Origin of the sequence: Pseudomonas sp. IT-P12, from assembly GCF_949767465.1 — a bacterium.
Classification (GTDB): Bacteria; Pseudomonadota; Gammaproteobacteria; order Pseudomonadales; family Pseudomonadaceae; genus Aquipseudomonas.
This window is the reverse complement of record NZ_CATKPY010000024.1, coordinates 319822-341552: the sequence shown is the minus strand read 5'-3', so window position 1 is coordinate 341552 and position 21731 is coordinate 319822. Positions and strand designations below refer to the sequence as shown.

At 62.2% G+C, this 21731-nt stretch carries 21 protein-coding genes; 11 read left to right on the top strand and 10 right to left on the bottom strand.

The window, feature by feature from the left end; translation table 11 throughout:
* Positions 1-221 precede the first annotated feature (221 nt).
* Positions 222-551 carry a thioredoxin TrxA gene (gene trxA, locus ACM6IM_RS22490; RefSeq protein WP_003206727.1) on the bottom strand — a complete coding sequence of 110 codons (330 nt, stop codon included), beginning with the start codon at positions 549-551 and terminating at the stop codon, positions 222-224.
* Between the two features lie 121 nt (positions 552-672).
* On the bottom strand, positions 673-1380 hold the full coding sequence (locus tag ACM6IM_RS22485) for a FadR/GntR family transcriptional regulator (protein ID WP_192307050.1): 708 nt from the start codon (positions 1378-1380) through the stop codon (positions 673-675).
* Between the two features lie 257 nt (positions 1381-1637).
* On the opposite strand from ACM6IM_RS22485, the gene ACM6IM_RS22480 reads away from it, so the two are divergent.
* From ACM6IM_RS22480 to ppx, 5 genes are all read left to right on the top strand, one after another.
* Entirely contained in the window at positions 1638-2423 is a 786-nt protein-coding gene (locus ACM6IM_RS22480) for a transporter substrate-binding domain-containing protein (protein WP_414866342.1), read from the top strand.
* 21 nt (positions 2424-2444) lie between these two features.
* On the top strand, positions 2445-3113 hold the full coding sequence (locus ACM6IM_RS22475; protein WP_414866341.1) for an amino acid ABC transporter permease: 669 nt from the start codon (positions 2445-2447) through the stop codon (positions 3111-3113).
* Entirely contained in the window at positions 3110-3760 is a 651-nt protein-coding gene (locus tag ACM6IM_RS22470) for an amino acid ABC transporter permease (protein ID WP_192307053.1), read from the top strand. Before ACM6IM_RS22475 ends, ACM6IM_RS22470 begins: the two co-directional genes overlap by 4 nt.
* A complete protein-coding gene (locus ACM6IM_RS22465; protein WP_414866340.1) occupies positions 3747-4484 on the top strand; it encodes an amino acid ABC transporter ATP-binding protein in 738 nt (245 codons plus the stop codon). The genes ACM6IM_RS22470 and ACM6IM_RS22465 overlap by 14 nt, the downstream gene beginning before the upstream one ends.
* Positions 4485-4710: 226 nt before the next feature.
* Positions 4711-6213, top strand: coding sequence for an exopolyphosphatase (gene ppx, locus ACM6IM_RS22460; protein WP_414866339.1), 1503 nt, complete (start codon positions 4711-4713; stop codon positions 6211-6213).
* A 97-nt stretch (positions 6214-6310) separates the two neighbouring features.
* Here ppx and ppk1 read toward each other — a convergent pair whose 3' ends face one another.
* Both ppk1 and hemB read right to left on the bottom strand, forming a co-directional pair.
* The gene (gene ppk1, locus ACM6IM_RS22455; protein ID WP_414866338.1) at positions 6311-8536 is read right to left on the bottom strand and encodes a polyphosphate kinase 1; all 2226 of its coding nucleotides are present in this window, start codon (positions 8534-8536) and stop codon (positions 6311-6313) included.
* Positions 8537-8554: 18 nt separating this feature from the next.
* The gene (gene hemB / locus ACM6IM_RS22450) at positions 8555-9568 is read right to left on the bottom strand and encodes a porphobilinogen synthase (RefSeq protein ID WP_192307057.1); all 1014 of its coding nucleotides are present in this window, start codon (positions 9566-9568) and stop codon (positions 8555-8557) included.
* Between the two features lie 208 nt (positions 9569-9776).
* Here hemB and ACM6IM_RS22445 point away from each other — a divergent pair, with 208 nt between their 5' ends.
* Positions 9777-10409 carry a DedA family protein gene (locus ACM6IM_RS22445; RefSeq protein ID WP_192307058.1) on the top strand — a complete coding sequence of 211 codons (633 nt, stop codon included), beginning with the start codon at positions 9777-9779 and terminating at the stop codon, positions 10407-10409.
* On the opposite strand, the gene ACM6IM_RS22440 is transcribed toward ACM6IM_RS22445, so the two are convergent.
* Positions 10390-11625 carry a sterol desaturase family protein gene (locus ACM6IM_RS22440; RefSeq protein WP_414866337.1) on the bottom strand — a complete coding sequence of 412 codons (1236 nt, stop codon included), beginning with the start codon at positions 11623-11625 and terminating at the stop codon, positions 10390-10392. The genes ACM6IM_RS22445 and ACM6IM_RS22440 overlap by 20 nt on opposite strands.
* Before the next feature lie 115 nt (positions 11626-11740).
* Between ACM6IM_RS22440 and elbB the strand changes: the two genes are divergently transcribed.
* Entirely contained in the window at positions 11741-12409 is a 669-nt protein-coding gene (elbB, locus tag ACM6IM_RS22435) for an isoprenoid biosynthesis glyoxalase ElbB (RefSeq protein WP_192307060.1), read from the top strand.
* A gap of 115 nt (positions 12410-12524) precedes the next feature.
* Here the strand turns inward: elbB and ACM6IM_RS22430 are convergent, their stop codons facing one another.
* A complete protein-coding gene (locus ACM6IM_RS22430) occupies positions 12525-12980 on the bottom strand; it encodes a YaiI/YqxD family protein (RefSeq protein WP_414866336.1) in 456 nt (151 codons plus the stop codon).
* Positions 12981-13040: 60 nt separating this feature from the next.
* Positions 13041-14939 carry an FTR1 family protein gene (locus ACM6IM_RS22425; protein ID WP_414866335.1) on the bottom strand — a complete coding sequence of 633 codons (1899 nt, stop codon included), beginning with the start codon at positions 14937-14939 and terminating at the stop codon, positions 13041-13043.
* Between the two features lie 312 nt (positions 14940-15251).
* On the opposite strand from ACM6IM_RS22425, the gene ACM6IM_RS22420 reads away from it, so the two are divergent.
* From ACM6IM_RS22420 to ACM6IM_RS22405, 4 genes are read left to right on the top strand one after another with little or no spacing between them, the layout of a single operon-like run.
* Positions 15252-16649 (top strand): COG3014 family protein, encoded by a 1398-nt coding sequence (locus ACM6IM_RS22420; RefSeq protein WP_201191479.1) that lies wholly within the window; start codon positions 15252-15254, stop codon positions 16647-16649.
* 15 nt (positions 16650-16664) lie between these two features.
* A complete protein-coding gene (locus ACM6IM_RS22415) occupies positions 16665-17036 on the top strand; it encodes a YcfL family protein (protein ID WP_192307064.1) in 372 nt (123 codons plus the stop codon).
* A gap of 33 nt (positions 17037-17069) precedes the next feature.
* Positions 17070-17657 (top strand): penicillin-binding protein activator LpoB, encoded by a 588-nt coding sequence (lpoB, locus tag ACM6IM_RS22410; RefSeq protein ID WP_192307065.1) that lies wholly within the window; start codon positions 17070-17072, stop codon positions 17655-17657.
* Between the two features lie 3 nt (positions 17658-17660).
* Positions 17661-18404 (top strand): penicillin-binding protein activator LpoB, encoded by a 744-nt coding sequence (locus ACM6IM_RS22405; protein ID WP_192307066.1) that lies wholly within the window; start codon positions 17661-17663, stop codon positions 18402-18404.
* Between the two features lie 55 nt (positions 18405-18459).
* Here ACM6IM_RS22405 and ACM6IM_RS22400 read toward each other — a convergent pair whose 3' ends face one another.
* The 3 genes from ACM6IM_RS22400 to ACM6IM_RS22390 form a co-directional block, all read right to left on the bottom strand.
* Positions 18460-19092 carry a LysE family transporter gene (locus ACM6IM_RS22400; protein WP_192307067.1) on the bottom strand — a complete coding sequence of 211 codons (633 nt, stop codon included), beginning with the start codon at positions 19090-19092 and terminating at the stop codon, positions 18460-18462.
* Between the two features lie 135 nt (positions 19093-19227).
* A complete protein-coding gene (locus tag ACM6IM_RS22395; RefSeq protein ID WP_414866334.1) occupies positions 19228-19809 on the bottom strand; it encodes a mechanosensitive ion channel domain-containing protein in 582 nt (193 codons plus the stop codon).
* Positions 19809-21719, bottom strand: a complete 1911-nt coding sequence (locus ACM6IM_RS22390; protein WP_414866333.1) for an ATP-binding cassette domain-containing protein — start codon at positions 21717-21719, stop codon at positions 19809-19811. The genes ACM6IM_RS22395 and ACM6IM_RS22390 overlap by 1 nt, the downstream gene beginning before the upstream one ends.
* Positions 21720-21731 lie beyond the last annotated feature (12 nt).

Genomic DNA, 21731 nt, shown 5'->3' with positions numbered 1-21731 from the left:
AGGGGGGAAATTAAGCTTTTGGCTTAATGAGGCCGCGCCGCGGAGAAGGCGACAGGATCGCGTACTTGTTCGAAAGGAGTGCGTCGGCGACGGCTAGCAGGGGGCAGTGGAGAAACCAGTGCGGGGCCGAATGTACCACCTGAGTTTCGGAGCGTCTAGCCCTCTACAACGAAAAAGCCCCGCAATATGCGGGGCCTTTCAGGGACACTCTACACCGACACTCAGATGTTGGCGTCGAGGAAAGCGGCCAGTTGCGACTTCGACAGCGCGCCGACCTTGGTCGCTTCAACGTTGCCGTTCTTGAACAGCATCAGGGTCGGGATACCACGCACGCCGTGCTTGGCCGGGGTTTCCTGGTTTTCGTCGATGTTCAGTTTGGCAACGGTCAGCTTGCCTTTGTACGTCTCGGCAATCTCGTCCAGAACCGGAGCGATCATTTTGCAAGGGCCGCACCATTCAGCCCAGTAGTCGACCAGTACAGCGCCTTCGGCCTTGAGTACGTCGGCCTCGAAGCTAGCGTCGCTAACGTGTTTGATAAGATCGCTGCTCATGGAATTCTCCAGGGTTGTAAGCAAAAAAACGTGGCCCATCATAGCCGCCCTTCCCTCGTTCAGGAAGCCGCAGATGATTGAGTCTCGCTATGGTGCTGCATGAGTTTGGGTATAGCTCAAGTCAAGCCGTGGCGGGAGCAACGAAGGCAATCCCGGTGCGCAGGGCGGCGTTACGCACATGCTCGTGCATCGCTTTTTGCGCCGCGCCGGATGAGCGCCTGGCCAGCGCCCGGAGGATTTTACGGTGCTCCTGCCAGGTTTCCATGGCGCGCTCCGCCCGGATGAACGGTAGCTTCTGGCTTTCCAGGAACAGCTCGGCACTGGCGCTGAGAATGCTCAGCATCGCCTGATTGCCGCTGGCGAGCAGGATTCGCCGGTGAAACTCGAAGTCCAGCCGAGCGGCCGCGTCGAAATCCCCGGCCTTCAGCTCGTTGCGCATGGCGGCCACGTTGTCCTGCAGCGCATCCAGCTCATCGATGCTCAACGTCACGGCCGCCAGCCCGGCGGCGAAACCTTCGAGGGCATAGCGCAACTGAAAAATATCCAGGGGCGACGCCTGGGCCGCAAACGGCCATCCCGGTGCGGCCTCGGCCCCGGGCAAGTCCACCGGCGCCTGCACGAACACGCCTTTGCCGGGTTGAACGCTGATCACGCCGAGTGCGCTCAGCGACGACAGGGCCTCGCGCAACGACGCCCGACTGACCCCCAGGCGCACGGCCAGGTCCCGTTGCGAGGGCAAGGCATCACCCGGCCCGAAACCCTGTTCACTGATCAACTTGCGGATGGCTTGCAACGCCACTTCGGGCACCGCTCGGGAAATCGAATTCATGGCTATTTCTAGAGAAAAAGACGAATGAGCGCCTAGTTGTAAAGCTATTCGCAACGCCCGGCAAGTCATGCCCCATGGGGGTTCGGGCGCGCGCCACGGTGCGCCATGAGGGTGCGAAAAAGTGCCCAACTGTTCAGACCAGTAAGACCGATCAATCCCAGTAAACACGTGCTGTTGAACGACGATGAACCGATGTTGGCATGCCCCGTGCTCTGTCGATTCGCAGAATGCTTTCCTCGCCGATTCGGAGATTTGCCATGACCCTGCGTTACAGCGCCCTCCTCGCTTCTCTGTTTGTTAGCCTGCTGCTGAGCCAGACACCCGCCCACGCCGACGGCCTGGAAGATGTGGTCAAGCGCGGCGTGCTGAAAGTCGCCGTGCCCCAGGACTTCCCGCCGTTCGGCTCGGTGGGTCCGGACATGAAGCCACGCGGGCTGGACATCGACACCGCAAAACTGCTGGCCGACCAGCTCAAGGTCAAACTTGAACTCACGCCGGTCAACAGCACCAACCGCATCCCGTTCCTGACCACCGGCAAGGTCGACCTGGTGATCTCCAGCCTCGGCAAGAACCCCGAGCGCGAGAAGGTCATCGATTTCTCCAGCGCCTATGCGCCCTTCTACCTGGCGGTGTTCGGTCCTCCCGAGGCCGACATCAAGAGCCTGGACGACCTCAAGGGCAAGACCGTCAGCGTCACCCGTGGCGCCATCGAAGACATCGAGCTGAGCAAGGTGGCGCCCGAAGGCGTGACCATCAAGCGCTTCGAGGATAACAACTCGACCATCGCCGCCTACCTGGCCGGCCAGGTTGACCTGATCGCCAGCGGCAACGTGGTCATGGTCGCGATCAGCGAAAAAAACCCGAAACGCGTGCCCGCCCTGAAGGTGAAGCTCAAGGATTCGCCGGTCTACGTCGGCGTCAACAAGAACGAGCCGGCCCTGCTGGGCAAGGTCAATCAGATCCTCGCCACCGCCAAGACCGACGGCGCGCTGGAGAAGAATGCCCAGACCTGGCTGAAAGAGCCGCTGCCGGCCGATCTCTGATCGACGCCCGGGAGAGTTGACATGGCCTATCAGTTCGATTTCATGCCGGTGGTGCAAAACACCGACCTGCTGCTGCGCGGAGCGTTGTTCACCCTGGAATTGACCGCCATCGGCGCCGTGCTGGGCGTCGGCGTGGGTATCGTCGGGGCACTGGTGCGGGCGTGGAACATCCGCCCGTTCTCGTCGATCTTCGGCGTCTACGTCGAGCTGATCCGCAACACGCCGTTTCTGGTGCAGCTGTTTTTCATCTTCTTCGGCCTGCCGTCCCTGGGCCTGCAGATTTCCGAGTGGCAGGCAGCGGTCCTGGCGATGGTGATCAACCTCGGCGCCTATTCCACGGAAATCATCCGCGCCGGGATCCAGGCGATCCCCCGTGGGCAACTGGAAGCCGCCGCCGCGCTGGCGATGACCCGGTTCGAAGCCTTTCGCCATGTGATCCTGCTGCCGGCGCTGGCCAAGGTCTGGCCGGCGTTGAGCAGCCAGATCATCATCGTCATGCTCGGCTCGGCGGTCTGTTCGCAAATCGCCACCGAAGAGCTGAGCTTCGCCGCCAACTTCATTCAATCGCGCAACTTCCGCGCCTTCGAGACCTATGCCCTGACCACGTTGCTGTACCTGTGCATGGCGTTGCTGATACGCCAGCTGCTGAACTGGATCGGCCATCGATACATTGCAAGGAACTGCCGATGAGCGATTTCACTTTCTGGGACATCGTGCGCAACCTGCTCACGGGGCTGCAATGGACACTGGCGCTGTCGCTGGTAGCGTTCGTCGGCGGCGGCTTGATCGGCCTGCTGATCATGGTCATGCGCATTTCCAGCAAGCCCCTGCCGCGCAGCCTTGCCCGCACCTACATCGAACTGTTCCAGGGCACACCGCTGTTGATGCAGCTGTTTCTGGTGTTCTTCGGCGTGGCGCTGGCCGGGGTGGAAATTTCGCCGTGGATGGCCGCGGCGATTGCCCTGACGCTGTTCACCAGCGCCTACCTGGCGGAGATCTGGCGCGGTTGCGTCGAATCGATCCCGCACGGTCAATGGGAAGCCTCGTCGAGCCTGGCGCTCAACCCGCTGGAGCAACTGCGCTACGTGATCCTGCCGCAAGCGTTGCGCATCGCCATTGCGCCGACCGTGGGCTTCTCGGTGCAAGTGGTCAAAGGCACCGCCGTCACCTCGATCATCGGCTTTACCGAACTGACCAAGACCGGCGGCATGCTCGCCAATGCGACCTTCGAACCGTTCATGGTCTACGGCCTGGTCGCCCTCGGTTACTTCCTGCTCTGCTACCCCCTGTCTCTCAGTGCGCGCTATCTGGAAAGGAGACTGCATGCCTCTGCTTAGAATTTCCGCCTTGCATAAATACTACGGCGATCACCATGTGCTCAAAGGCATCGACCTGAGCGTCGAGGAAGGCCAGGTCGTGGCGATCATCGGCCGCAGCGGCTCGGGCAAGTCGACCTTGCTGCGCACGCTGAACGGGCTGGAGTCGATCAACGACGGCGTGATCGAGGTCGACGGTGAATACCTCGACTCCGCCCGCGCCGACCTGCGCAGCCTGCGCCAGAAAGTCGGGATGGTGTTCCAGCAGTTCAACCTGTTCCCGCACCTGACGGTGGGCGAGAACGTCATGCTCGCGCCGCAGGTGGTCCAGAAAGTGTCCAAGGCCCGGGCGGCGGAGCTGGCGCGGGAGATGCTTGGACGGGTCGGGCTGGGGGAGAAATTCGATGCCTTCCCGGATCGCCTGTCCGGAGGACAACAGCAGCGCGTGGCGATCGCCCGGGCCCTGGCGATGTCGCCCAAGGTGTTGCTGTGCGACGAAATCACTTCCGCCCTGGACCCGGAGCTGGTCAACGAAGTGCTGAGCGTGGTCCGGCAGCTGGCCAGGGACGGGATGACGCTGATCATGGTCACCCATGAAATGCGCTTTGCCCGGGAAGTGGGGGACAAGCTGGTGTTCATGCACCAGGGCAAGGTGCATGAAGTGGGAGATCCCAAAGAGCTGTTCGCCCATCCACGGACGGCCGAGCTGGCGAACTTCATCGGCACCACCGAAGCGGCAGGCTGACCGTTCTGCTGCGCCTGTGATGCCCTCATCGCGAGCAGGCTCGCTCCCACCGTGGTTCTGCGTCGTACACAGGATCGGTGGCGACATGCAAACCCTGCGGGAGCCAGCCAGCCCGCCCGCGCTCGCCAACTTTCAATGCGCCGGATCAAGGCTTTGAACACTGTGCGTTGGCGTCAGCCTTTGATCGTGGCACGATGTCAGGGTTATCGACCGAGACCCCCTGACCATGCCGCAATCCCAAGCCAAGAACCTGTCCCTGATCGCCGCAATCGACCTGGGCTCCAACAGCTTCCACATGGTCGTGGCCAAGGCCCAGAACGGCGAAATCCGTATTCTCGAACGCCTGGGAGAAAAGGTTCAACTGGCGGCCGGCATCGACGAAGAGCGCCGTCTCAGCGAAGAATCCATGCAACGCGGGCTCGATTGCCTGAAGCGTTTTGCCCAACTGATCAACGGTATGCCGTTGGGCGCGGTGCGGATCGTCGGCACCAACGCCCTGCGTGAAGCGCGCAACCGGGCGGAATTCATCCGCCGCGCCGAAGACATCCTCGGCCACCCGGTGGAAGTGATCTCCGGCCGTGAAGAAGCCCGTCTGATCTACCTCGGCGTCTCCCACACCCTCGCCGACACCCCGGGCAAGCGCCTGGTGGCCGACATCGGCGGCGGCAGTACCGAATTCATCATTGGCCAGCGCTTTGAACCGCTGCTGCGCGAAAGCCTGCAGATGGGCTGCGTCAGCTTCACCCAGCGCTACTTCAAGGACGGCAAGGTCACCCCGGCCCGCTACGCCCAGGCATATACGGCGGCGCGGCTGGAGATCATGAGCATCGAGCACGCCCTGCACCGCCTGACCTGGGATGAAGCGATCGGCTCCTCGGGCACCATTCGGGCCATCGGCCTGGCCTTGAAGGCCGGCGGCCACGGCACCGGCGAGGTGAATGCCGAAGGCCTGGCCTGGCTCAAACGCAAACTGTTCAAGCTGGGCGACGTCGATAAGATCGACTTCGAAGGCATCAAGCCTGACCGCCGGGCGATTTTCCCGGCCGGCCTGGCGATTCTCGAAGCCATCTTCGATGCCCTTGAACTGCAGCGCATGGACCACTGTGAAGGTGCCCTGCGCGAAGGCGTGCTGTATGACCTGCTGGGTCGCCATCACCATGAAGACGTGCGCGAGCGTACGCTGACCTCGCTGATGGAGCGCTACCACGTCGACCTGGAGCAGGCCGCCCGGGTCGAGCGCAAGGCCTTGCATGCCTTCGATCAGGTGGCCAGCGACTGGGACCTGGAAGACGGTGTCTGGCGCGAACTGCTCGGTTGGGCGGCCAAGGTCCATGAAGTGGGCCTGGACATCGCGCACTACCACTACCACAAGCATGGCGCCTACCTGATCGAGCACTCCGACCTCGCCGGATTCTCCCGTGAAGACCAGCAAATGCTCGCGCTGCTGGTACGCGGCCACCGTCGCAACATTCCCAAGGACAAGTTCGCCGAGTTCGGCAACGAAGGCATCAAGCTGATTCGCCTGTGCGTGCTGCTGCGCTTCGCGATCCTGTTCCACCACATTCGCGGCACTCAGCAGATGCCCCAGGTGGAACTGAACGCCAACGGCAACAGCCTGGAAGTGGTGTTCCCGCAAGACTGGCTGGACAACAACCAGCTGACCCAGGCCGACTTCGCGATCGAAGCGGAATGGCTGGCCCGGGTGGATATCGTCCTCAACGTTCGCTGACTGCCCCTGCAGGAGCGAGCTTGCTCCTACAGGGGCCGGGCATGTGCAAAAAAAATGGCGACCCAAACGGGTCGCCATTTTTCATTCCCGCCGCAGGTCAGCTGCTGACCGGCAGAATCGGGCTGCCCAACCGCTCCAGCAAGGTCGCCTGCGCACTGCGCGGGTTCTGGTTGCCGGTCGGCGTGTTGCGGATGTAGCGACCGTCCGCCTGCAGGCTCCAGCTGTGGGTGTTGTCGGTCAGGTACAACTCCAGCTCTTTCTTGACCCGCATGATCAGCTTCTTGCCTTCCACCGGGAAGCAGGTCTCGACGCGCTTGTCGAGGTTGCGCTCCATCCAGTCGGCGCTGGACAGGAACATCTGCTCTTCACCGCCATTGAGGAAGTAGAAGATCCGGGTGTGTTCCAGGAAGCGGCCGATGATCGAGCGCACGTGAATGTTGTGCGAGACGCCGGCGATGCCCGGACGCAGGCAGCACATGCCACGCACCACCAGGTCGATACGCACACCGGACTGGCTGGCCTTGTACAGCGCGCGGATGATCTTCGGATCGGTCAGCGAGTTGAACTTGGCGATGATGTGCGCCGGCTTGCCGTCGAGGGCGAATTGCGTCTCCCGGGCAATCATGTCGAGCATGCCCTTCTTCAACGTGAACGGCGCATGCAGCAACTTCTTCATGCGCAGGGTCTTGCCCATGCCGATCAGCTGGCTGAACAATTTGCCGACGTCTTCGCACAAGGCGTCATCGGAGGTCAGCAGGCTGTAGTCGGTGTACAGGCGGGCGTTGCCGGCGTGGTAGTTACCCGTGCCCAAGTGCGCATAACGCACGATCTCACCGGCTTCGCGGCGCAGGATCAGCATCATCTTGGCGTGGGTCTTGAAGCCGACCACCCCGTAGATCACCACCGCACCGGCCGCTTGCAGGCGGCTGGCCAGTTGCAGGTTGGACTCTTCATCGAACCGCGCCCGCAACTCGATCACCGCCGTGACTTCCTTGCCGTTACGCGCGGCATCCACCAGCGCATCGACGATTTCGGAGTTGGCGCCGGAGCGATAGAGGGTCTGGCGCACGGCGAGCACGTGGGGGTCTTTCGCCGCCTGACGCAGCAGGTCGACCACCGGCGTGAACGACTCGAACGGGTGCAACAACAGGATGTCCTGCTTGCTGATCACGCTGAAGATGTTCTCGCTGTTTTGCAACAGTTTCGGGATCTGCGGCGTGAACGGCAGGTATTGCAGCTCGCGCTGGCTGTCGAGGCCGGTGATGCTGAACAGGCGCGTCAGGTTCACCGGACCGTTGACCTGATACAGCTCGGTCTCGCTCAGGTTGAACTGCTTGAGCAGGTAGTCGGACAGGTGTTTCGGGCAGGTATCGGCCACTTCCAGCCGCACCGCGTCACCGTAGCGACGGGAGAACAATTCGCCGCGCAGGGCGCGGGCCAGGTCTTCCACGTCTTCGGAATCCAGCGCCAGGTCGGCGTTGCGGGTCAGGCGGAACTGATAGCAGCCCTTGACCTTCATGCCCTGGAACAGGTCATCGGCGTGCGCATGGATCATCGACGACAGGAACACGTAGTTGTCGCCCGCGCCGCCGACTTCTTCCGGCACCTTGATGATCCGCGGCAGCAAGCGCGGGGCCGGGATGATCGCCAGACCGGAATCGCGCCCGAACGCATCGATGCCTTCCAGCTCGACGATGAAGTTCAGGCTCTTGTTCACCAGCAGCGGGAACGGGTGCGTCGGGTCGAGGCCGATCGGGGTGATGATCGGGGCGATCTCGTCGCGGAAGAAGCGGCGGACCCAGGTCTTGATCTTGGTCGTCCAGTGACGGCGACGGATGAAGCGGACCTGATGCTTTTCCAGTTCCGGCAGCAGAATATCGTTGAGGATCGCGTACTGGCGGTCGACGTGACCGTGTACCAGCTCGCTGATCCGGGCCAGGGCCTGATGCGGTTGCAGGCCGTCGGCGCCCGCCTGCTCACGGGCGAAGGTAATCTGCTTCTTCAGGCCGGCTACGCGAATTTCGAAGAACTCGTCCAGGTTGCTGGAGAAGATCAACAGGAACTTCAGCCGCTCCAGCAACGGATAGGACTCGTCCAGCGCCTGTTCCAGCACGCGGATGTTGAACTGCAGTTGCGAGAGTTCGCGGTGGATGTACAGGCTGCTGTCATCCAGGCCGGGAATGGCAATCGGCGGGGCCGCCACAACGGGCTCGGCCACCACCGCCGGGGGAGCAGGCTCCAGCTCCGGCGGGGTCTCGTCGAGTTGCTCCACCACGGGTAGAGCCTCGTTTACGGCAACTTCAGTGAGTCCTTCGGTATTCATGGAATGTTCCTGGGAGGGCTATGGTTGCTCTCGTAGCAATTGAGCAGCACGAACGGCAAAGTACGTCAGGATGCCATCAGCCCCTGCACGTTTAAAGGCGGTCAGGGATTCAAGAATCACCCCTTCGCTCAACCAGCCATTCTGGATCGCCGCCATGTGCATGGCGTATTCACCGCTGACCTGATAAACGAAGGTCGGCACTTTGAATTCTTCTTTGACCCGATAAAGGATGTCCAGGTACGGCATGCCCGGTTTCACCATGACCATGTCCGCACCCTCGGCCAGGTCCGCCGCCACTTCGTGCAGGGCTTCGTTGCCGTTGGCCGGGTCCATCTGGTAGGAGGCCTTGTTGGCCTTGCCCAGGTTCAGCGCCGAACCCACCGCATCGCGGAACGGGCCGTAATAGGCGCTGGCGTACTTCGCCGAGTAGGCCATGATCCGCACATTGACGTGCCCGGCCACTTCGAGGGCTTCGCGGATCGCCTGGACACGGCCATCCATCATGTCCGACGGCGCCACCACCTGCGCGCCGGCTTCGGCGTGGGACAGGGCCTGCCTGACCAGTGCGTCGACGGTGATGTCGTTCTGCACATAGCCTTCTTCGTCGAGGATGCCGTCCTGGCCGTGGGTGGTGAACGGGTCCAGTGCCACGTCGGTGATCACCCCCAGCTCGGGGAACTGTGCACGCAAGGCGCGGGTGGCGCGCTGCGCAATGCCTTCGGGGTTCCAGGCTTCAGCCGCGTCCAGGGATTTGAGTTCGGACGGCGTGACCGGGAACAGCGCCACGGCCGGAATCCCCAGCTCCACCCAACCGGCCGCTTCTTCCAGCAACAGGTCGATGGTCAGGCGCTCCACGCCTGGCATCGAGGCCACCGCTTCCCGACGGTTTTCACCGTCCAGCACAAAGACCGGCAGGATCAGGTCATTCGTGGTCAGGACATTTTCACGAACCAGACGGCGCGAAAAATCATCACGACGGTTACGACGCAGACGGGTGGCAGGAAACAAGCGATTGGCGGGGGTAAAGCTCACGGCAGACTCCTGAGCCCGCGCTGACGGGCGAGCGTGACAGTTATAAGCGGCCATTATGACCAACGTATGACAGTTGTGTGCATCCCTGCGACAGGTAGTCGCATTCCATTGTCCTTGTAGGAATTGTTCACGTCGAGACACATTTGGACACTTTCATGAATGTGTGCGAAGGGGTAGGCTGCGCGTTCATTTCGCCAGCACCCAGACAATGCTCCAACAATTTCTGCATGACTTCGGCTACTTTGCCCTGTTTATCGGCACATTCTTCGAAGGCGAAACCATCCTGGTCCTCGCAGGCTTCCTCGCGTTCCGTGGATACATGGACATCAACCTGGTGGTGGTCGTGGCGTTCTTCGGCAGTTATGCCGGCGATCAGCTGTGGTACTTCATGGGACGCAAGCATGGCCGCAAGTTGCTGGCGCGCAAGCCACGCTGGCAAATGATGGGCGACCGGGCGCTGGAACACATTCGCAAGCACCCGGACATCTGGGTGTTGAGTTTCCGCTTCGTCTACGGCCTGCGCACGGTCATGCCCGTGGCCATCGGCCTTTCCGGCTATCCACCAGGCCGCTACCTGCTGCTCAACGGGATTGGCGCGGCGATCTGGGCGACCGCCTTGGCCGCTGCCGCCTATCACTTCGGCGCGGTGCTCGAAGGCATGCTGGGCAGCATCAAGAAATACGAGTTGTGGGTGCTTGGCGCCCTGCTGGTGCTGGGACTGGGCCTGTGGCTGCGCCGGCGCTTCAAGAATGCACGCCTGGCCAGGCAGGTCTATGCCGAGGAGCAGGCCCTGAAAGCCGAACAGGCCAAGGCCGCCGAGGTCAAGACACCAGGCGAGTGAAGCGGTTTCTGCAGCAGTAGAGACCGATGGCGCTGAGCAGGCTGTAGCTCAGCAGGCCGATCCAGCCCACGGCACTGGCCGGCCACAGCCCGACCACCGGCGCCAGCCACACCAGCGGCACGTTCGACACCAGCCGCAGCCACTCCAGCTTCAACGCCCACGGGCGATTCTCCAGGGCCACGCCCAGCGTGAACAAGCCCAACGCCACCGCGCTCCAGCCGAGCACCAGCGCCGCAGTCGACAGGCGCGGTTCGGCGTTCATCAGGTAACTGCCCAGCGCGATGTAGGCGCCAAACTGCAACACGATGTAGATCTGCTGACGTGCGTCCAGCGGCACCTCGAACTTGCGGAACTGGCTCAGGTCCGGCTTGTTCATCGGGTACTTCGCCGCCACGTCGGCCGGTCGCCAACCGGTGCGCATGAACCAGATCCGCAGCTTGTCCCAGGGGCTTTGCGCCCGGCGCGCGTCATCCCAGAGCTGCACATAAAACTGCACGTTCGCCCACAGCGGATTCCAGCTCGCCAGCGGCGTGGTCACCCCGAAAATCACCGGCTCGTTGTCGTCCTCCTCCTGGAACGAACCGAACAGGCGATCCCAAATAATGAACACCCCGCCGTAGTTGCGATCCATGTAGAGAGCGTTCTGCGCATGGTGGGCACGATGATTGGAAGGCGTGACGAAAAACCACTCGAACCAGCCAAGCTTGGGAATATGCCGGGTATGCACCCAGAACTGATACAGCAGGTTAAGCGCCGCAACGCTGACGAACACCAGCAGCGGCACGCCCAGCACCGCCATCGGCAGGTAGAAGATCCAGCTCAGCAGGAAACCGGTGCTGGTCTGGCGCAACGCCGTGGAGAGGTTGTAGTCCTCGCTCTGGTGATGCACAGAGTGCGCCGCCCAGAGGATGTTGCGTTCGTGCCCCAGGCGATGCAGCCAGTAGTAACAAAAATCGTAGAGCACGAAGGCGAACACCCAGACCCAGGCGCGGTCCGCCGACAGTTCGAACAGTGCCAGGTGCTTGAGGGCGAACGCATAGGTCAACAGCCCCACGCCCTTGGTCAGCAGCCCGGTGGTGGTGGACAGCACGCCGGTGCTGATGCTGTTGATGGCATCGGCGACCCGATAATTGCTCATCCCGCGCCAGCGGTCGGCCAGCAGCTCGAAGGCAATCAGCACAAAGAAGAACGGCACCGCATACAGAATGAAGTCCATGACGCGCCCTGATCGGAATCTTTGGGACAGATCCTAGGTGTAGCCGTGAATTAACCCTATGGCAACGAATGACAAATTAGTGGACATTTAACGCCATGAATCAGGAGAAAAGCCCATGAGCAAAAAAGTTGCAGTGATCCTTTCCGGTTGTGGCGTGTACGACGGCGCCGAAATTCAGGAAAGCGTGATCACCTTGCTGCGCCTGGACCAGCGCGGCGCTCAAGTACAGTGTTTCGCCCCCAACATCGCGCAGTTGCATGTGCTCAATCACCTGACCGGTGAAGAGATGCCCGAGTCGCGCAACGTCCTGGTGGAATCGGCGCGGATCGCCCGGGGCGACGTCAAGGATATCCGCGAAGCCGACGTCGAAGACTTCGATGCGCTGATCGTGCCGGGTGGCTTCGGCGTGGCCAAGAACCTGTCGAACTTCGCCATCGAAGGCGCCGGCTGCACGGTTCAACCACAAGTGCTGGCGCTGGCCGAAGCCTTTGCCGAAGCCGGCAAACCGGTTGGGTTGATCTGCATTTCGCCGGCCCTGGCGGCAAAGATCTACGGCCCGGGCGTCGCCTGCACCATCGGCAACGACGCCGATACCGCCGCCGCCATGAACAAGATGGGCGCCACGCACACTGACTGCGCGGTGACCGACATCATCGAGGACAAGGCGCGAAAACTGGTGACCACGCCGGCGTACATGCTGGCGCAATCGATCAGCGAGGCGGCGTCAGGCATCAACAAGCTGATCGACCGCGTGCTCGAACTGACCCACGAAAACGACGCCTGACAAGGCACTGAGGGTGGGAGCGAGCCGGCTCGCGATGGCGGTGAACCAGGCGACACTCGTATCGACTGACACGGCCCCTTCGCCAGCAGGCTCGCCCCCACCGTCAGGACAGTGATCAGGGTTCGCGAGAGAGGCGGGTCAGGATCCGATCCAGCGCATTGGCAAATGCCTGCTTCTCGCGATCGCCATAGGGCGCCGGCCCGCCGCTCATCTGCCCCTGCTCACGCAGATCGGTGAACAGGTTGCGCACCGCCAGTCGATCGCCCATGTTCTGCGCGTCGAACTCCTTGCCTCGCGGATCCAGCGCCGACACGCCCTTCTTCACCAGCCGATCGGCCAGCGGCACATCGCTGCAAATCACCAGTTCACCGGGTTCGGCGTGTTCCACCAGGTAGTCGTCGGCGGCGTCCGGGCCACTTGGCACCACGATCAGCTTCACCAGCGCCAGAGCAGGCTTGATCTGTGGCTGTCCCGCCACCATCACCACCTTGAACTGGCGCTTCAGGGCGAATTTCACCACCAGGTCCCGGGCCGGCCGGGGGCAGGCATCGGCATCGATCCATACGCGCATGATTCTTTTCCTCCGTCGAACGCTTCGACTTTTCCGCGCCGATGAGCGCAGCGATGCCGGTCAGGAAACCTGCACCCGCCGTTTCTCCGCCAGCCAGCTGCGCCCATACAGCAGGATGATCGCAATGATCGCCACCGCCTGGGCACTCAGCGAATAGGCATCGGCATGGATACCCAGCCAGTCGAACTCGAAGAACGGCACCGGCCGCGTGCCGAAGATCCCGGCTTCCTGCAACGCCTTCACGCCATGCCCGGCAAACACCACCGACAGCGCACACAGCAACGCGGCGTTGATGCTGAAGAACAACGACAACGGCAGCCTCGCCGAACCGCGCAGGATCACCCACGCCAGGCCCACCAGCAGCACCAGTGCCGTCGCACCACCGGCCAGCACCGCGTTGTGTCCCGCCGGCCCGGCCTGCAGCCACAGGGTCTCGTAGAACAGGATCACTTCGAACAACTCGCGATACACCGAGAAAAACGCCAGCGTGGCAAAACCGAAACGCCCGCCGCCGCCCACCAGGCTGCTCTTGATGTAGTCCTGCCAGGCGGCCGCGTGGCGACGGTCGTGCATCCACACGCCGAGCCAAAGCACCATGACGGCCGCAAACAACGCCGTGGCGCCTTCCAGCAGCTCACGTTGCGAACCGCTGACATCGATGACGTAGGCCGCCAGCGCCCAGGTTCCCAGTCCAGCCAGCAGCGCCAGGCCCCAGCCGACATTGACGCTGCGCACCGCCGACTGCTGGCCGGTATTGCGCAGAAACGCGAGGATTGCCGCCAGCACCAGGATCGCTTCCAGGCCCTCGCGCAACAGAATCAACAGACCGGAGATGTAGCTCAGGGACCAGCTCAGGCCATCGCCGCCCAGCAGGCCGGCAGACTCCTTCAGCTTGACCTTGGCCGCGTCCAGGCGCTGCTGGACCTCAGCCACCGGCAAGCCGTCCTGCAACGACTGACGGTAAGCCATCAGGGATTTTTCAGTGTCCTTGCGCACGGTGGCGTCGACGTTGTCGAGGGAGCTTTCGACCAGTTCGAAACCTTCCAGGTACGCTGCCACCGACAGGTCGTAGGCCTGATCATGATCACCGCCGCGATAGGCGGCGAGGCTCTTGTCCAGGGTGGTCGCGGTGTAGTCGAGCAGTTGCCCCGGGCCACGCTTGACCTGGGACGGCTGCGCACGCTGGGCACGGAAGGCTGCGGCCGCTTGCGGGCCTTCGGCGGCCAGCACCTCAGCCGGGGTCTGGCGGGCCAGTTCGGCGATATCGTAGGTTTTTTCGCGGGTTGCGGTCGCCGGGTCGGCGCTGAAACTGGCGATGTAGGTCGCCAGGTCCCAGCGCTGACGGTCGTCCAACTGATCGGCGAAGGCTGGCATGTCAGTGCCTTCGACGCCCATCCCCAGGGTGTTGTAGATCGCGTACAGGCTCAGCCGATCCAGTCGCGCGGCATCGCGCAGATTGGCCGGCGGCGGTGTCAGGCCGACACCGGCCGGGCCATCGCCGGCACCGGCATCGCCATGGCAGACCGAACAGTGCTGGGCATACAGCGGTGCCCCACGGGTCGGGTCCGGTGTAATGATCGGCGCCTGGCTCACCTCATAGGTCACGGCCAACTTCGCACCCAGCTGCCTGGCCTGACGTGCAATCTCCGCTCCGTCCTGACGTGTGGCAATGGCGCTGTGCAGCGCGCTGACGCCCTGCTCGAGCCCGGCTTTCTCCGGCTTGTCCGGCATCGCCGCGACCAGCCCCTGCAACACCTTGGCAAATTCCAGTTGTTCGCGGTATTCGGATTCGTTGATAACGTGACCCGCCTCGACCGACTGCGGGTAATCCGCGCCAATGTAATCGAGTAGGTGCAGGGCCTGCGGCGCACCTTCCACGGTGTCGGCCAGCAGATTGAAACTGCACAAGGCAACCAGCGGCATCGCCAGCCAGGCCAGGAAACGGGACGGGGCAGTCATGAATGAATCTCAACTGGAAATACGAAGTAACACATTGTTCACTTCGAAAGCCTTTCACTCAAGCTTTGTTGTGAAACGCGTGCCACGGAAATCGTCCGAGGTTTCCACTGGGTGATGGCACTTTCTGGAGAACAGGGATTAAAAAGCCATTACGAAGCCATCATCCCTGTTTATAATGCCGCGCCTGTTATTGATCGACAGGCCATTCAAGCTCCCCGCTTCAGGGGGAATTGGCAGGACGCCAGTCTGCGCCAATAGGTCTCAACAGCCAGACCGGCAACCACGGCTGCTACATTCAGGGAAGAAGTATCCATGGCCTCCCGCGCCCTTACCTTGATCGCGCTCGGCGCTGTCACCTTGCTCTCCGGCTGTTCGGTGTTTCGCAATTACGATTCCGAACTCGCGCAAACCAACCAGCAACTGGCTTCCGGCAATGTCGACGCCGCACTGACCCTGCTGGAAAAGAACAACACGGGTGATGACAAGGACCTGCTCTACTACTTCGAGAAAGGTGAACTGCTGCGTGCCAAGGGCGACCTGTCCGGCAGCCAGAACGCCTGGGGCAGCGCTGACGTCGTGGTTGGCCAGTGGGAAGACGCGGTCAAGCTCGATACCGGCAAATACCTCGCTCAGTTCGGCAGCTTCCTGGTCAACGACAAGGTTCGTCGCTACGAGGGCTATGACTACGAAAAGGTCATGCTGACCACACAGATGGCCCTGAACCTGCTGGCGGTGAACGACTTCGACGGCGCACGCACCGCAATCAAGAAAACCCACGAGCGTGAAGCGGTGATCGCCGATCTGCGCGACAAGGAATACCTCAAGAGCGAAGAGGAAGCCGAGAAAGAAGGCATCAAGACCGAATACAAGGACCTGCAGGGTTACCCGGTCGCCAGCCTCGATGCGCCGGAAGTCGTCGGCTTGAAAAACAGCTACCAGAGTGCGTTCAGCCACTACCTGGCCGGGTTCGTCTACGAAGCCCTGGGCGAAAAGGACCTGGCCGCGCCGGGCTATCGCAAGGCCGCCGAACTGCGCCCGAACACCCCGCTGCTGGAACAGGCCCTGAAGGACCTCGACAAGAAAAGTGCCAAGGATGAGGACAGCGACATCCTGATCGTCGTGCAAAGCGGCCTGGCGCCGGCCCGGGACTCGATCCGCGTGCCCCTGCCCCTGCCGATCAGCGGCAACGTGGTGATCACCCCGCTGTCGTTCCCGATCATCAAGCCTGACACCTCCACCACCCCGTTCGCCCAGATCGGCGTGAACGGTCAGCAACTGAACCTGACACTCCTCAACAGCACCACCGCCATGTCCCGCCGCGCGCTGCGCGACGACATGCCGGGCATCATCGTACGCACTACCGTGCGTGCCGTGACCCGTGGCGTGGCGCAAAAGCAGATCAACGAGACCAACCCGCTCGCGGGCCTGGCAGTCGGTATCACTTCAGCCGTGCTCGAAGGTGCCGATACCCGTACCTGGCGCACCCTGCCGGACAACACCCAGGTGGTGCGCCTGCGCCTGAAGAAAGGCGAGCACCAGGTCACGCTGCCGAGTGCGGTCGGCGGCTCGGTGGTCAAGATCACCGTGGATCAGCGCTATCAGGTCATCAGCCTGCGTGCCGTGGGCAGCCAGGTGTTCGCCAGCGGCGTGGCCGCTCACGTCATCCCGAGCGCCAACCCGACGGCCGTGGCCAGCCTCAAACAACCTTAAGAACGGAGTCTTTACATGCGTTTCAAACTGATCGCCGTCGCTGCCCTGGCCTTGCTGGCCGGTTGCGCCACACCACCGCCACCGGAGCCTGGCAGCGCCGCCAGCAAGGTCGTAGCCATGGGCAAGCTGAAGAACATCGTGGTGGGCGCCATGCGCGTCGCCCGGGAAAACGGCTTCATGACGGTCAATGTGCAGCTGAGCAACACCAGCTACAGCAACAAGACCTTCTACTACCGCTTTGCCTGGCTCGGCCCTGAAGGCTTCCCGATTGGCGAAGAGGACACCTGGAAAAGCCAGTTGATGTATGGCGAACAGACCAGTTTCGTCCAGGCCATCGCGCCAACGCCCAAAGCCGTGGATTTCCGCCTGGAAATCAAAACGCCTTAATCCCCCTTTCGTTCAGTTCCAGAGAGCATTCCCATGTTTGCACGCTTTTCCTTCATCGCCGTCATCGCCCTCCTGGCCAGCGGTTGCGCCAACACTTCGCCGACCCTGGGCAGCAAGAACATCAGCTACGGCGACACCAAGGCCGTGGAAACCGTGACCAACGAGTTCGGTTCGACCGACCTGCAGATGATCGCCGAATCCATGACCCGCTCCCTCGCCCAGTCCGGCATCCTGCAGGGCCGTCCGGTGGTTCAGGTCTACGACGTGAAGAACAAGACCAGCGAGTACATCGATACCCGCGAGATCACCACCAGCATCAAGACTCAACTGATGAAATCCGGCACCGCCCGTTTTGCCAGCGACAACACCCAGATGCAGAGCCAGGTTGACCAGTTGAAACTGCAGAACCAGAGCGGTCTGTACAAGAAATCCACCGTGGCCAAGACCGGCAACATGGTCGCCGCCAAATATCGCCTCGAAGGTTCGATCAGCTCGATCGTCAAGCGCAGCAGCGACTATAAGGACGTCTTCTACAAATTCAGCCTGCAATTGATCGACGTTGAAAGCGGTCTGGCCGAGTGGATGGACGAGAAAGAGATCCGCAAGACCACGGAGCGTTAATCAATGCGCGCATGGATTGGCATGATGGCCCTGGCTTGCGCATTCAGCGCGCAAGCGGCGCCGAAAGTCGCGGTGACAGACCTGGCGTACCAGGAGCGCGTGGAGCAGTACATCCACATCGTTTCGGCACAGAACAACTTCCAGGCCAACCGTTACAGCGCCAGTGGTGCTTCGAGCTACAACGAAATCGAAGCCACCAGCAGCTACATCGAACAGGGTGAACTGCGTAAATTCACCGGCGACATCAAGGGCGAGATCCTGCGCACCGGCATGTTCCAGCTGGTGCAGGGCACGCCCTACACCGCCTCGTCCAAGGGCGATGTGTATGACGTGATCAAACGGATCAAGGCCGGCAACTTCAAAGGCGCCGACTACGTCCTGTTCGGCACCGTGTCGGACATTGATTTCAACAAGGACGTCACCGAGCTGGCCAATACCGACAGCTACTCGGCGATCCTGGCGTTGACCCTGGTGGCGGATTTCAGCCTGATCAACACACGCACCTTCGAGATCACCTCGGCCTTCACGGCGATGGGCGAAGGCCAGGACACCAAACTGGTGAACCACCGCGACGTGCGTGTCTCGCTGAACCGCCCGCGTGTGGTGCGTGAAGTGTCCAAGGCGCTGGGTGAAGACGTGGCGGCGCAACTGAGCCAACAGCTCGGCGGTGACGGCAACGTGCAGCCAGGCAAGGCTCCGCTGCGCAACAACCTGCCGGCGGATACGGCGCCCATGATTCTGCGCTGATCCCGAAACGAAAAAAGGCGACCCGAACGGGTCGCCTTTTTTTTGCACGAGCGATTTATACCGCGGCTTTGCGCAAGGTCGCCATGAACGCCGCGGCCCCGATGAACAAGCCGGCAAACGTACGGTTCATACGTTTTTGCTGTTTGGGCGTGCGCAACAGGCGCAGCACTTTCGACGCCAGTCCGGTGTAACCGGCCATGACGACCAGATCGACACAGATCATGGTCAGACCGATGACCAGGTACTGAACCAGCAGCGGCGCATGGGGGTCGATGAACTGCGGCAACACCGCCAGCATGAACACCAGGGCCTTGGGGTTGCTGATGTTCACCAGGAAACCACGGAACACCAGGGCCATCGGCTTGCCGATCTGACGCACCGCAGCGTCGTCGCTCATGTCGCTGGGCAGCGCACGCCATTGCTTGATCGCCAGGTAAACCAGATACGCCACGCCGAACCACTTGATCGCGTAAAACGCGGTGGCCGAGGCCGTCAGAATCGCGCCAACGCCGGCGCCGACAATCGCGATCTGCACCGCGAGCCCCAATTGCAGGCCCAGGGCATTCCAGTAACCGCGCCAGAACCCGTATTGCAGACCACTGGACATCGACGCAATAGCGCCGGCACCGGGAGACAGGCTGATCACCCAGCAGGCGGCAAAAAACGCCAGCCATGTTTGAAGCTCCATCGCACACCTCGACTCGGACTCGTGACAGATGTCTAAGCTAATGCGGCTTGGAGCCAATGACCATTGATTTTTTCGGGATGTTGCAACGTCGTAGGCCCTTCGCTGGCGATGGCGATCCGTCGGGCAACGCAGGCCTTACTTCTCAAACCCGCTGGAAGGGAACACATCACTTCCCCGCCAACGCCGCACCGAACGCTGGAAGAACAGGCTGTTGGGCACCTGCACCATGGCACCGCCGGTGCCGAGCTCCTCGGCTTCGATCAACGTGGTGTAGAGCAGGTTGATCGCCACCACCCGGCCTTTGACGCCAGGCTTGTCGGTGGTGTCCACCAGCTCGACGATGTCACCGATACGGAACGGCCCGACGGTGAAGATCAGGATCGCGCAGAGCAGGTTCGACAACACGCTCCACATGGCGAAAAACGCCACCGCCGCCACCGCGACGAACCCGGACAGTGCGGTCCAGAGCACCGTCGCCGAGACGCCAAGGCGTTCCAGCACGAACAGCAGCGCACTGCCCATGATCAACCAGCGCAGGCCACCGCGCAGCGGCATGAGCAACTGCGGGGGCAGCGGATAACGCTCGCCCAGGCGGGTCAGGCATTTGGCGACGAAGCGCTGGGCAAGATAACCGGCCAGGAGGATCAGCAGTATTTGCACCACGAACCAGATCGGCTGGACCCAGGCAGGCGGCACCGGCAGGGTAAACGCTTCCATCAGGACAGCGCCTCCAGCTCCGCCTGCATGCTTTCAAGCAATTCCAGGGCTTGCATCCAGGCCTCTTCCAGTTCGGCTTCACGCACCTTCAGCTTCGCTTGCTCAGCCAGCAGATCGCGCAGGTCGTTCTTGCGCGCCGGTTCGTAAATGTCGCTGTCGCCGAGACTGGCATCGACCTTCGCCAGCTTCTCGTGCAGCTTGCCCAGTTCAGTCTCGAGTTTTTCCGCTTCGCGCTTGTGCGGCGCCAGTTGCTGGCGCAACGCGGCGGCAGCCTGACGCTGGGCCTTCTTGTCGGTCTTGTCCGGGTTGGTCGGCGAGTTGCTGACCGGGGCATTGCGCTGCCGGAAATCGACCAGCCAGCGGGCATAGTCCTCCAGGTCGCCGTCGAACTCCTCGACCTTGCCGTCCGCCACCAGATAGAAATTATCGGTCGTGCTCTTGAGCAGATGGCGATCGTGGGAAACCACCAGCACCGCGCCACTGAATTCCTGCAAAGCCATGGTCAGCGCCAGGCGCATTTCCAGGTCAAGGTGGTTGGTCGGCTCGTCGAGCAGCAACAGGTTCGGCCGCTCCCAGGCGATCAACGCCAGGGCCAGACGCGCCTTTTCGCCACCGGAGAAGTTCAGCACCGGCTCGTCGATCCGTGCACCACGGAAGTCGAAACCGCCGAGGAAGTCGCGCAGGGTCTGCTCGCGCTCGGTCGGTGCCAGGCGCTGCAAGTGCAGCAACGGGCTGGCCTTGGAGTCCAGGGAGTCGAGCTGATGCTGGGCGAAATAGCCGACTACCGTGTTCTCGCCGCGGGTCAGCCGACCGGCCAGCGGTGACAACTCACCCGCCAGGTTTTTGATCAGGGTCGATTTACCGGCACCGTTGGGGCCGAGCAAACCGATGCGCGCGCCAGGGGTCAGCTGCAACTTGACCTTCTCCAGCACGGCTTTGTCGCCGTAGCCCAAACGGGCATCGGACAGGTCGATCAACGGGCTGGAGATCTTCGTCGACTCGCGGAACACGAAATCGAATGGCGAATCGACGTGGGCGGCAGACAACTCCTCCATCCGCTCCAGCGCCTTGATCCGGCTCTGAGCCTGACGGGCCTTGGTGGCCTGGGCCTTGAAGCGAGCGATGTAGCTTTCCATGTGCGCACGTTGCGCCTGCTGCTTCTCGTAGGCCTGTTGCTGCTGGGCCAGACGCTCGGCACGGGCGCGTTCGAAGGCGCTGTAGCCACCGCGGTACAGGGTGATCTTGCGCTGATCGACGTGGGCCACGTGGTCGACAACCGCATCGAGGAAATCCCGGTCGTGGGAAATCAGCAACAGGGTGCCGGGGTAGCTTTTGAGCCACTCTTCGAGCCAGATGATGGCGTCGAGGTCCAGGTGGTTGGTCGGTTCGTCGAGCAGCAGCAGGTCCGAAGGACACATCAGCGCCTGCGCCAGGTTCAGGCGCATTCGCCAGCCACCGGAGAAGTCGCCGACCTGGCGATCCATCTGCTCATTGGTGAACCCAAGCCCGGCCAGCAACTTGCGGGCACGGGCATCGGCGGTATAGCCGTCGGCGCTGTCGAGCTCCGCGTGCAGGCGTGCCTGGGCGGCACCGTCATGGGCTGCCTCGGCGGCGGCCAGGTCGCGTTGCACCTGACGCAGGCGCAGGTCGCCATCGAGCACGTAGTCGACCGCCAGGCGCTCGAGCGTATCGACCTCCTGGCGCATGTGGGCGATACGCCAGTCGGCCGGCAGGAAGCAATCACCCGAGTCCGGGTGCAGCTCACCCCGAAGCAAGGCGAACAGGCTCGATTTGCCGGCGCCATTGGCACCGATGAGGCCGGCTTTCTGGCCGGCGTGCAGGGTCAGCTCGGCGTCTTCTAGCAGACGTTGCGGGCCACGCTGTAAAGTCAGGTTCTGAAGTCGAATCATAATGGCGGCGGA

Bases quoted from the DNA above. Each gene is read 5' to 3' on its own strand.
- ACM6IM_RS22440 (WP_414866337.1), bottom strand. From the start codon at position 11,625: ATGGACTTCATTCTGTATGCGGTGCCGTTCTTCTTTGTGCTGATTGCC.
- ACM6IM_RS22470 (WP_192307053.1), top strand. From the start codon at position 3,110: ATGAGCGATTTCACTTTCTGGGACATCGTGCGCAACCTGCTCACGGGG.
- ACM6IM_RS22480 (WP_414866342.1), top strand. From the start codon at position 1,638: ATGACCCTGCGTTACAGCGCCCTCCTCGCTTCTCTGTTTGTTAGCCTG.
- ACM6IM_RS22415 (WP_192307064.1), top strand. From the start codon at position 16,665: ATGCGTTTCAAACTGATCGCCGTCGCTGCCCTGGCCTTGCTGGCCGGT.
- ACM6IM_RS22445 (WP_192307058.1), top strand. From the start codon at position 9,777: ATGCTCCAACAATTTCTGCATGACTTCGGCTACTTTGCCCTGTTTATC.
- ACM6IM_RS22430 (WP_414866336.1), bottom strand. From the start codon at position 12,980: ATGCGCGTATGGATCGATGCCGATGCCTGCCCCCGGCCGGCCCGGGAC.
- ACM6IM_RS22475 (WP_414866341.1), top strand. From the start codon at position 2,445: ATGGCCTATCAGTTCGATTTCATGCCGGTGGTGCAAAACACCGACCTG.
- ACM6IM_RS22400 (WP_192307067.1), bottom strand. From the start codon at position 19,092: ATGGAGCTTCAAACATGGCTGGCGTTTTTTGCCGCCTGCTGGGTGATC.
- ACM6IM_RS22405 (WP_192307066.1), top strand. From the start codon at position 17,661: ATGCGCGCATGGATTGGCATGATGGCCCTGGCTTGCGCATTCAGCGCG.
- trxA (WP_003206727.1), bottom strand. From the start codon at position 551: ATGAGCAGCGATCTTATCAAACACGTTAGCGACGCTAGCTTCGAGGCC.
- ACM6IM_RS22395 (WP_414866334.1), bottom strand. From the start codon at position 19,809: ATGGAAGCGTTTACCCTGCCGGTGCCGCCTGCCTGGGTCCAGCCGATC.
- elbB (WP_192307060.1), top strand. From the start codon at position 11,741: ATGAGCAAAAAAGTTGCAGTGATCCTTTCCGGTTGTGGCGTGTACGAC.
- ACM6IM_RS22425 (WP_414866335.1), bottom strand. From the start codon at position 14,939: ATGACTGCCCCGTCCCGTTTCCTGGCCTGGCTGGCGATGCCGCTGGTT.
- ACM6IM_RS22420 (WP_201191479.1), top strand. From the start codon at position 15,252: ATGGCCTCCCGCGCCCTTACCTTGATCGCGCTCGGCGCTGTCACCTTG.
- ACM6IM_RS22465 (WP_414866340.1), top strand. From the start codon at position 3,747: ATGCCTCTGCTTAGAATTTCCGCCTTGCATAAATACTACGGCGATCAC.
- lpoB (WP_192307065.1), top strand. From the start codon at position 17,070: ATGTTTGCACGCTTTTCCTTCATCGCCGTCATCGCCCTCCTGGCCAGC.
- ppk1 (WP_414866338.1), bottom strand. From the start codon at position 8,536: ATGAATACCGAAGGACTCACTGAAGTTGCCGTAAACGAGGCTCTACCC.
- ACM6IM_RS22485 (WP_192307050.1), bottom strand. From the start codon at position 1,380: ATGAATTCGATTTCCCGAGCGGTGCCCGAAGTGGCGTTGCAAGCCATC.
- ACM6IM_RS22390 (WP_414866333.1), bottom strand. From the start codon at position 21,719: ATGATTCGACTTCAGAACCTGACTTTACAGCGTGGCCCGCAACGTCTG.
- ppx (WP_414866339.1), top strand. From the start codon at position 4,711: ATGCCGCAATCCCAAGCCAAGAACCTGTCCCTGATCGCCGCAATCGAC.